Source organism: Brevundimonas sp. (genome assembly GCF_035627475.1).
Lineage (GTDB): Bacteria > Pseudomonadota > Alphaproteobacteria > Caulobacterales > Caulobacteraceae > Brevundimonas.
This window is the reverse complement of sequence record NZ_DASPLR010000011.1, coordinates 89473-96497: the sequence shown is the minus strand read 5'-3', so window position 1 is coordinate 96497 and position 7025 is coordinate 89473. Positions and strand designations below refer to the sequence as shown.

4 protein-coding genes are annotated in these 7025 nt (G+C 69.0%); 3 read left to right on the top strand and 1 reads right to left on the bottom strand.

The window, feature by feature from the left end; translation table 11 throughout:
• Positions 1–536: 536 nt before the first annotated feature.
• Complete coding sequence (gene dapF / locus VEA62_RS02915; protein WP_324818161.1) at positions 537–1379, bottom strand: diaminopimelate epimerase; 843 nt, start codon at positions 1377–1379, stop codon at positions 537–539.
• A gap of 58 nt (positions 1380–1437) precedes the next feature.
• Here dapF and VEA62_RS02910 point away from each other — a divergent pair, with 58 nt between their 5' ends.
• From VEA62_RS02910 to VEA62_RS02900, 3 genes are all read left to right on the top strand, one after another.
• Positions 1438–2253 carry a potassium channel family protein gene (locus VEA62_RS02910; RefSeq protein ID WP_324818158.1) on the top strand — a complete coding sequence of 272 codons (816 nt, stop codon included), beginning with the start codon at positions 1438–1440 and terminating at the stop codon, positions 2251–2253.
• 173 nt (positions 2254–2426) lie between these two features.
• Positions 2427–4601: a prolyl oligopeptidase family serine peptidase gene (locus VEA62_RS02905; protein WP_324818156.1), complete on the top strand. Its 2175-nt coding sequence runs from the start codon at positions 2427–2429 to the stop codon at positions 4599–4601.
• A 150-nt stretch (positions 4602–4751) separates the two neighbouring features.
• Complete coding sequence (locus tag VEA62_RS02900; protein WP_324818153.1) at positions 4752–7001, top strand: prolyl oligopeptidase family serine peptidase; 2250 nt, start codon at positions 4752–4754, stop codon at positions 6999–7001.
• Positions 7002–7025 lie beyond the last annotated feature (24 nt).

Genomic DNA, 7025 nt, shown 5'->3' with positions numbered 1-7025 from the left:
TTCGGGCCTTGCCGGATCACCGTCGGGGCCATTGCTGACCCCGACGCGGGGCGGACATGACGGCATGAAGCTGACGTCAGCAGTCCGCACTCCAACAGCGCGCGGCGAGCAAGCGGGCAGGATCCATCCCCGCCCTCGAGGCCCCCCGGACTTTCCGTCGTCCGGGCTTCATCGCTCGACCACAGCCCGCCGTCGTCGAGGAGCGTGGATCCGACGCCCTCCCCATCGACGGGATGGCCAATAGTATGGGCCGGGTTTTCACCAGGGCGGGTTCGTGACGCTGGCGCGGGGAGGATGCGCCGGGGAATCAGCGGGTTGGCTGTTCGAAGTATGGAGACAGAGGCGGGATTTGCAGCGCAGCAATTCCCGCTTTCGTCATCCCGGGGTCTGCGCGGCTGCGCCGCCTGCCCCGGGATGATGGAAGGAAAGGAGACCGGCGCTTCGCGCGGTCCCGTCGTCCGCCCGCCTCCGGCGACCGCTTCTCCACCCCGTCTGCGATGGCGAGGTGAGGGTGGGGTCACGGGGCGAGTACGGCCTCAGACCGGCGTCACGCCCGTCCCTTCCACCTCCACCGGCCCGGTCATGAACACGTGGCCGGTGGCCTCGTCCCAGTCGATGACCAGCTCGCCGCCGTCGGCTTCGATCACCGCCTGCCGGCCGGTCAGGCCGCGGCGGGCGGCGGCGACGAGGGCGGCGCAGGCGCCGGTGCCGCAGGCCTTCGTCAGGCCGGCGCCGCGTTCCCACACCCGCAGCCGGATGCGATCGGGGGCGAGGACATTGGCGAAGCCGACGTTGACGCCTTGCGGAAACAGCGGGTGGTGCTCGACCAGCGAACCGGAGCCGCGCACGAAGGCGTCGTCCTGGCGGTCGGTGAAGAAGACCACGTGCGGATTGCCCATCGAGACCGCGCCGGGGGTGTGCAGGAGGGGGGCGTCGATGGGGCCGACCTGAAGCTCGATGCCGCGGGTGTCCATCTCTTCGGCCAGCGGCACCTGCGTCCAGTCGAGGCCGGGCGCCCCCATGTCGACCCTGACGCGGCGGTGGCCGGCCCGCGTCGCCGTGGTCTGGCCGCCGAGGGTGTCGATGACGACGGAGTCCTTGCCGGTCGATTCCATCAGCAGCCAGCCGACGCAGCGCAGGGCGTTGCCGCAGGTCTCGACCTGGCCGCCGTCGGCGTTCCAGACGCGCATGAAGGCGTCGGCCCGGGGGCCGTCGGGTCGCGGCGGCTCGATGGCGATGAGCTGGTCGCAGCCCTGGCCCGCGTCGCGCCCGGCGATGGCGCGCACCTCCGCGGCCGTGGGCGCGAACGGCGTCTCCAGCGCATTGACCACGACGAAGTCGTTGCCGGCGCCGTTCATGCGGACATAGGGGCGGCTCATCACCGGCATATAGCGTTTGCCGGTTCCTTGCGCGAGCGACGCGCGTTATCGCTTGGGCATGAGCCGCGCCGACGCCGAGTCCGGAGACGAGCCGAACCGCCACGGCTGGCGGCTGCGGGCGCGGATGCGCTACCTCTATCACGGCTCCTCGCCGGCCGCGGTGCGCTTCCGGCTGGCGGTCATCGTGGTCGATTTCGCCATCATCGGCTTCTTCCTGGCCGCCCCGATCCTGCGCGAGGCGGGCTGGGCCTTCTACGTCGCCGACATCGTCGTGGCCCTGGTGCTGGCGGCCGACATGACCGCCCGGGCCCTGGCCTATACCGACATCAAGGACTGGCTGAAGAAGCCGTCGACGTGGATCGACCTGTTCATCCTGGCGACCCTCATGTTGCCGTACTGGCTCTACAATTTCGGCTTCCTGCGGATGCTGCGGCTGTGGACCCTGCTGAGCTCCGACTTCTTCTGGCGAACCGTGGGGCGCAGGTTCGACGACACGCGGGTGGAGGAGGTGACGCGGGCGCTGGCGGCGCTGGCCACCTTCGTCTTCGTGGCCACGGGCTTCGTCTACGCCACCTTCCGCGCCCGGCACGAGGACCTGCACGGCTATCTCGACGCCCTGTATTTCACCGTCGCCACCCTGACCACGACCGGCTTCGGCGACATCACCCTCCCGGGAAACTGGGGCCGGGTGCTGTCGATCATCATCATGCTGACCGGCATCACCCTGTTCCTGCGCCTGGCCCAGACCATCGTGCGGCCGCACAAGGTCAGATTCCCCTGCCCCGTCTGCGGCCTGCAGAAGCACGATCCGGACGCGGTGCACTGCAAGGCCTGCGGCGAGACGCTGTGCATTCCGGACGAGGGGAATCACTGAAGAGAGGCGACAGGCAGCAGGCAGCCGGCGCCTGACGCGACCGCCGGAGCGTCACGCCTGTCCTGTCGCCGGTCGCCTGCGAATGACAAAACCGTAACCTCGCCGCGCGCCGCCTTGTGACCCGGCCGCCGCCCGGTAAGGTGCCGCCCGACCAATGTCGGGGAACGACCACCATGATACGCACCGCCGCGCTCGCCGCGCTTCTCGTCTCCACCACCCTTTCGAGCGCCGCCATGGCCCAGACCACTCCCGTCCACGCGCCGAACGCGGCGTCCGGCGCCGGCTTCGCCACCTCGGACGCGACCGATCCGTATCTGTGGCTGGAGGAGGTCGAGGGCGAGCGGGCCATGGCCTGGGTCGAGGAACACAATGCGCGCTCGCTGGGCGTGCTGCGCGGCGACCCGCGCTTCGAGACCCTGCATCAGCAGGCGCTGGAGATCGTCCAGTCGCGCGACCGCATCCCCTCGCCGGGCTTCAACCACGACGGCACGGTCGACAATTTCTGGCAGGACGCGGAGCATGTGCGCGGCGTCTGGCGGACCACGACGCTGGACAGCTACCGCTCGGCCGAGCCGCAATGGGAGACGGTGCTGGACATCGACGCCCTGTCGGCGGCCGAGGGCAAGAACTGGGTCTGGAAGGGCGCCACCTGCCTGCCGCCGGAGGAGACGCGCTGCCTCGTCTCGCTGTCGGACGGCGGCAAGGACGCGGTGACGGTGCGCGAGTTCGACCGGGCGACGAAGACCTTCGTCGAGGGCGGCTTCGTGCTGCCGGAATCGAAGGGCGGGGCGTCGTGGGTCGACGCCGACACCCTGCTGGTGGCGCGCGACTTCGGACCCGGCTCGATGACCAGCTCGGGCTATCCGATGATCGTCAAGGTGCTGAAGCGGGGCCAGACGCTGGACCAGGCGCAGACGGTGTTCGCCGGCCAGCCGACCGATGTCTCGGTGTCGGGATATACGCTGCGTGACGCCGACGGGGCGATCCAGGCGACCCTGATCAACCGCGGCGTCAGCTTCTACGAAGGCGAGACGCACCGGCTGAACGCCGACGGCACGACGACGAAGCTGGAACTGCCGGCCAAGTCGAACATCAACGCCCTGGTGCAGGGGCAGCTGGTGGTGACGACGGACCAGGACTGGACCGCGCCGTCGGGGCAGGAATTCCGCACCGGCGACGTCATCGCCTGGGACCTCGACCGCTGGCTGGCCGATCCGGCGACGCCGGCTCAGCTGGTCATCCGGCCGGGCGAGCGCGAGGCCATCGAGGGCATCTCCAACACCCGCAACAAGCTGGTCGTGGCCCTGTACGAGAACGTGCGCGGCTCGGTCTATGTCTATGAGCCCAATCCGGCGGGCGAGTGGAGCCGCACCCGGCTGGGCCTGCCGCAGAACGTCACCGTCGGGGTGGGTTCGGCCAGCGAGCGCGACGACCAGGTCTTCGTCAGCGTGGCCGGCTATCTGAACCCTTCGAGCCTGTACCTGGCGGACGCCTCGGCGGGTTCGGCGGAGGTGGTCAAGTCGCTGCCGGCCAAGTTCGACGCCGAGGGCATGGTGGTCGAGCAGTTCGAGGCGACCTCGGCCGACGGCACGAGGATTCCGTATTTCGTGGTCCACAACGGCGACATGCCGATGGACGGGTCGAACCCGACGCTGTTGTACGGCTACGGCGGCTTCCAGTCGTCGCTGCTGCCCGGCTATTCGGCCACGGTCGGCAAGCTGTGGCTGGAGCGGGGCGGCGTCTATGTGGTGGCCAATACGCGCGGCGGCGGCGAGTTCGGGCCGCGCTGGCACCAGGCGGCGCTGCAGGAGAACCGGCAGCGGGCGCACGAGGACTTCCAGGCGGTGGCCCAGGATCTGATCGCGCGCAACATCACCAGCCAGCCGAAGCTGGGCATCATGGGCGGCTCGCAGGGCGGGCTGTTCATGGGGGCGATGCTGACCCAGCGGCCGGACCTGATCAACGCGGCGGTCATCCAGGTGCCGCTGTTCGACATGCTGCGCTTCCACAAACTGCTGGCGGGGGCCTCGTGGATGGCGGAGTACGGCAATCCGGACGTGCCGGAAGAGCGGGCCTGGATCGAGCGCTATTCGCCGTACCAGAACCTGCGCGCGGGCCAGCCCTACCCGGAGGTGTTCATCCACACCTCGACCAAGGACGACCGGGTGCATCCGGGCCATGCGCGCAAGGCGGCGGCGCGGCTTGAGGAGCTGGGCTATCCGGTGCTGTTCTACGAGAACACCGACGGGGGCCACGCGGCGGGCGCCAACCTGCGCGAGACGGCGCGGCGGATCGCGCTGGAATACACCTATCTGACCCGGCGGCTGATGGATCAGCCGGCGGACTGACTGCAACATTCCGCTCATCCCGGCAAAAGCCGGGACCCAGCGTGTTCGTTGAAGCGCCGGTGGTCGGGATGAGCGGATCGTGAACCCGGGCGGCGCCGGTCGTCCAAAGAACTGGGTCCCGGCTTTCGCCGGGATGAGCGGAGTTTATTGATGCGTCATCTGCTTCTGACCGCCGCCATTCCGGCGCTGCTTCTGGCGACCACGCCCGCCGCTGCTCAACAGGCCAACTCGCAGGAAGAGCGCCTCGCCACCGGGGTCACGACCGCCTGTGAAGACTGCGACGGGGCCGCGAACCCGCACTTCCCGGCGGACCTGAGCCCGGCCGGGGTGCGGGCCGCGGACGATCACCTGGCGCTGGAAGAGGTGAACGGGGCCGAGGCCATGGCGTTCGTCGCGTCGGAGAACGAGAAGAGCCTCGCGGCCCTGACCGGCGACCGGCGCTACGAGACCTTCCGTCAGCAGGCGTTCGACATCCTGTCGGCGACCGACCGGATTCCGGGGCCGAGCTTCCTCGGCGAAGGGATCGGCAATTTCTGGCAGGACGCCCGGAACCCGAAGGGGATCTGGCGGCGGACGACGCTGGACTCGTACCGGTCGGATAGCACGCAGTGGGAGACGCTGCTCGACATCGACGCCCTGGCGCGGGCCGAGGGCAAGGACTGGGTGTGGAAGGGCGCGGACTGCCTCGCGCCGGACGAGACGCGCTGTCTGGTGTCGCTGTCGGACGGCGGCAAGGACGCGGTGGTGGTGCGCGAGTTCGACACCGCGACGGGGCTGTGGGTCGAGGACGGCTTCGTGCTGCCGGAGGGCAAGCACCGCATCGAATGGCTGGACCGCGACACCCTGCTGGTGGCCACCGACTTCGGACCGGATACGCTGACGGAGAGCGGCTATCCCTTCATCGTCAAGGCGCTGAAGCGCGGCCAGACGCTGGCGGAGGCGACCGAGGTCTATCGCGGCGACATCGGCGACGGCGGATACGGGGTGAGCCCGGGCGTGTACCGGGACGGGGATGGCGAGATCCTAGCGGTGCTGATCAACCGGCCGCTGGACACCTTCCGCAGCGAGACGTGGTTGCTCAAGGATGGGCAGCCGGTGAAGCTGAATTTGCCGGAACGGGTCGGCGTTCAGGGCGTGCTCGGCGACCGGCTCATTCTCTCCAACGACGAGCCGTGGACCTTCCGCGGACGGGACTTCAGGCCGGGCTCCCTGCTTTCGATCGATCTGGCCCAGCTCGACGGTTCGGGCCCGTCGACCATATCGGTCGACAGCGACCAGGAACTGGTTTTCGAGCCGAACGATCGCCAGTCCCTTCAGCAGGTGGCCGTGCTCGGAGACTCGATCGTCGCCGCGATCTCGGACAACGTCGTCGGCAAGCTGGTCAGGTTCACGTTCGGCCCGGCCCCTTCGGCTCGTCTCGGCGCTTGGCATGCGACGGACATCCCGGTGGCCGCCAACAGCGATGTCGGGCTTGGGGATTCATCGAAGAAATCCGGCCGGGTGTTCGTCTCGTCGCAAGGCTTCCTGACGCCGATGACGCTGAGCCTTCTGGAGCCGACCGCATCGGCCCCGGAAACCCTGCGAACCGCCCCCGCCCGGTTCGACGCCTCGACCCATGTGGTCGAGCAGTTCGAGGCGACGTCGTCGGACGGGACGAAGATCCCGTATTTCGTCGTCCGGCCGCGCGATCTGGTCATGGACGGGCATGCGCCGACGATCATCTACGGCTATGGCGGGTTCCAGGTGTCGAAGCCGCCGGCCTACATCCCCGAGATGGGCAAGCTGTGGCTCGAGAACGGCGGCGTCTACGTCAACGCCAACATCCGCGGCGGCGGCGAATTCGGGCCGGAGTGGCATCAGTCGGTGCTGAAGGAGAACCGGCAGCTGGCCTTCGACGACTATGCGGCGGTCGCCCGCGACCTGCATGAGCGGGGCATCACCAGCCCGCGCCGCACCGGCATATACGGCCGCTCGAACGGCGGGGTGCTGACCTCGGTGGCGGTGACCCAGCATCCGGAGCTGATCAATGCGGCGGTGATCGAGAGCCCGCTGATCGACATGCTGCGCTATCACGAACTGCCGGCGGGGGCGTCGTGGATCGGCGAGTACGGCGATCCGCGCATCCCGGAGGAGGCGGCCTTCATCGCCCGCTACTCGGCCTATCAGAATCTTCGTCCGGATGCGGACTATCCGCGCGTCTACATCACCACCAACACGCGCGACGACCGGGTGCATCCGGGCCATGCCCGCAAATTCGCGGCGCGGCTGGGCGATATGGGCCACGACCACCTGTATTACGAAGAGACGTCGGGCGGGCATTCCAACGACGCCGACCCGGTGGCCAATGCGCGGCGCTGGGCGCGGCACTATGTGTACCTGGCGCAGCAGCTGATGGATTGATCGAGGGTTCCTTCTCCCCTGCGG

Bases quoted from the DNA above. Each gene is read 5' to 3' on its own strand.
- dapF (WP_324818161.1), bottom strand. From the start codon at position 1,379: ATGAGCCGCCCCTATGTCCGCATGAACGGCGCCGGCAACGACTTCGTC.
- VEA62_RS02910 (WP_324818158.1), top strand. From the start codon at position 1,438: ATGAGCCGCGCCGACGCCGAGTCCGGAGACGAGCCGAACCGCCACGGC.
- VEA62_RS02905 (WP_324818156.1), top strand. From the start codon at position 2,427: ATGATACGCACCGCCGCGCTCGCCGCGCTTCTCGTCTCCACCACCCTT.
- VEA62_RS02900 (WP_324818153.1), top strand. From the start codon at position 4,752: ATGCGTCATCTGCTTCTGACCGCCGCCATTCCGGCGCTGCTTCTGGCG.